Genomic DNA, 3046 nt, shown 5'->3' with positions numbered 1-3046 from the left:
CTGCAACTGCTGGCAGAGCGCAACGCGGCCTTCTTACCTGACCTTGTTGAGGTGTGTCTTCGTAAAACGCCTCCGGATATTTTGGGAGCCCGTGCCGCCGTTCAGCAGATGCAGAAGGCTCAGTTTGATCCAGAGACTCTCGATCTGTGGCAGCTCCGTGTGTCGGTGTTGGAAGGACGGGCACGCGAGAGCATCGCGCCACTTGATGAGCTTTTTCGCAAATTCCTTGACGAAAATGATCCGCGAGCGGAAACCGCAGGGCTGACATTGGTCCTGGCTTACACGCAGAGTGGTGCTTTGGACGCAGCCGGGGCGCTTCTCGCCGAGTTGCGCGAAAAATTCCCGGATTCTTCTCGAGTTCAACTCGCCTGGATCAACTGGCTTCTTTCCCAGGGGATGACTGAAGCGGCCCAGCAAGCGATCACCAGGCTGGTGCAAAGTGGTACCGAGCCATCGTGGGCCGCGTCTCCCGAATTCCGGATGGCGTATCTGCTGGCCATGTTGAACACCCGAACAGGTCTGAATCCAAAGGATCCCCTCTGGAAGCAACTCGACGACATGCGCCAGTCGCTGGAAAGTTCTCCCGCTTTGTCGCCGGAACAAAAGACGTTACTCAAGGCCCGATGGTTGCAGGCCCAGGGGGAAGTGGACCAGGCGGTGAAGTTATTGGAGGAGGCGATCCGGGAAAAAACCTCTTTGGCTCTGTGGACCGCACTGTGTGAACTCCTGGGCCGATCGGGACGGATTTCCGAAGCGCGCGATCGGCTCTTGACCGCCGAAAAAAAGTTTGGACTGCGACCGGAGATCCTGCTCGCCAAGGTCCAGTTAGGCCAGTATGCGGAAAAGGATCAACGAAACGGAATCCTGACGGATGTTGTGGCGAAGGCGAAACGACTGGGACCGTCCGAGCGGCGAACGGTCCTTCGGGCGGTGTTGCGGCTTGTGCTTCAATGGGGAGATCTGGATCGATCCGCGGAAATAGCCCGGGAGCTTGCCGTGATTGACCCAGATGACGTCGAGATTCACCGGTTGCTTCTGGAATTTGCGGTCGCACGAGGGAATTGGGAGGAGGCCGACAGGATTCTGGAACGCATTCGCCGTGCTGAAGGTGGCGCAGGACGTGTAACCGCTTACGGTCGAGCGGTGATCGATGTGGGACAGGCTTCCCAGCCGAACGTCTCTGCATCCGAGCGGGAACGACTGCTGGCCGATGCAAAGTCGCAAATCGCGATGGCTCGCCGATACCTGCCCTTCTGGCCGGACCTGATTCGCCTGGAAGCCCGCATTGCCCAATTGGAAGGCCGCTGGGAGGCGGCGATCGAAGCCCTGCGATCGTTGGAGCAGCAGGGGTTGCTGGGCGCGCAGGGCCGGGAGGAGCTGGCTCGACTGTTGCTTCTTGTCGGCCGAACTTCCGAGGCCGAACGGCTGCTGCAAACCACGGCCCAACAGCCCGGTGAGGACGACCTGCAGCGTCTGAAACTTCAGGCGGAGATTTGGGCTCAGCAGGGGCAGTTCGAAAAGGTGAGACAGGTACTGGGGCCAAGAATAGAAAAATCGAGCGATCCGCTCGATTGGCTCTGGTGGGCACAGTTGTTGAGCCGCAATGGCAGCACGGATGAAGCCGATCGGGCATTCGAGAAGGCACAGCAGCTTGCTCCGCAGGTGCCTCAGGTTGCACTGGCCCAAATCATTTACCTGGCCAGGACGAAACGCGTATCTGAAGCCCGGAAGCGATTGGAGAAACTGGCAGCCTTACTGAAAAAAGACGCTCCGTCGCTCCGCGTCCTCGGCCTGGGATACGAAGCGGTGGGCGACATCCGACAAGCGCAACAATGCTTTCGCCGGGCAATGGCTGAGGCTCCACGGGATGCCGATCTGCTCCTCGATTGGGCGGGATTCTCTTTGCGCCACGGTGAGCTCCGGGAGTGCCAGGCCGCTCTCGAACGAATCGTCACGGCGTCAGCAAGCGATCTTGTAGTCAGCGAAGAGACCCTCCGCAACGCACGACGGAATCTCGCGCAGCTCCTGGCCCAATCCGCAGATTATCGAGATTTTCAGCGTGCTCGATCACTTCTGGAAGCGAATTTGAAGCAGGCGTCGCAGGTTGCCGATCGGTGTCTGCTGGCCAGAATCCTGGCAAATCGACCTGAACGGACGGCGAAGCAGGAAGCCGCCGACATGTATCAGAAATTGCTCCGCGAAGGCGTCATCCTCTCCTCGGAAGACCGTTTCGTTTACGCTCAAATTCTCGCGTCTCTGGGCCGCTGGCCGGATGCACGCTTACAAATGGCCGCGTTATTCCAGCAAACGCCGGATCCGACTCCCGCCCAGCTCGCTTTCTTTATTCGTGAGATGCTGACCCACGAGTCGCCGCAAGAGGAAATTCAGCCGTATATCGAGAAACTTGCGACTCGGCTGGGCCATGATTCACCGGCTGTCCTGGAATTGCAAATGCGTCTGGCCGCCCAGGCGGGGAATACAAAGGAAATCGAAACCCGCTGGCGGGCCAGGGTATCGAAAGCCCTGGAGGATCATAATTACGAACAGGTCATCCAGCTTGCAGTCATGGCCGAAAGGGCCGGTATGACCTCGCTCGCTGCGGAGGTTTTGGAAAAGCTGGCGACCGCGTATCCTGAAGCGCTCATTGCCAGGGCTCTTTTCCTGGCGCGCCAGCAGCAGTTGGACGCGGCCCTGGATTGCTGCCAGCAGGCGCTCGGCCAGGTGCCCCGCGAACGTGTCGTTACGTGTGCGGTGAACTGTCTGCGTGCTGCCCGCGAACACGTCAAACCAGGTCATCTTGCCCGAGTGGACGCCTGGTTCCAGCAGGCGAACGTGAACGCCGCGGCAGATAAAAGAATAATTCTTGCGTACACAAGCTTTCTCAACCTGGCCGGACGCTATGAGGAGCTCGTTCCGCTCTATCGCCGCTTGCTGGCGGACAGCCGATTGTCCGATCTGGAGAAGGCCCTTCTGGAAAACAATTTGGCGTATATCTTGAGCGCCCAGTGTGATTTTCCATCAAGAGCGGGATCTTCTCAATCCGAAG

Annotated in this window: 1 protein-coding gene; it reads left to right on the top strand. The window is 58.9% G+C overall.

Features of this window, described 5'->3' with window-relative positions; genetic code table 11:
- Positions 1–3046: tetratricopeptide repeat protein (locus H5U08_RS14205; protein WP_297034407.1), on the top strand; the 3046-nt coding region annotated here is incomplete at both ends.

The sequence above is a fragment of the Thermogutta sp. genome (assembly GCF_014359955.1).
Classification (GTDB): Bacteria; Planctomycetota; Planctomycetia; order Pirellulales; family Thermoguttaceae; genus Thermogutta.
The sequence above is the reverse complement of the archived record's forward strand: the minus strand, read 5'-3'. Positions and strand labels throughout refer to the sequence as shown.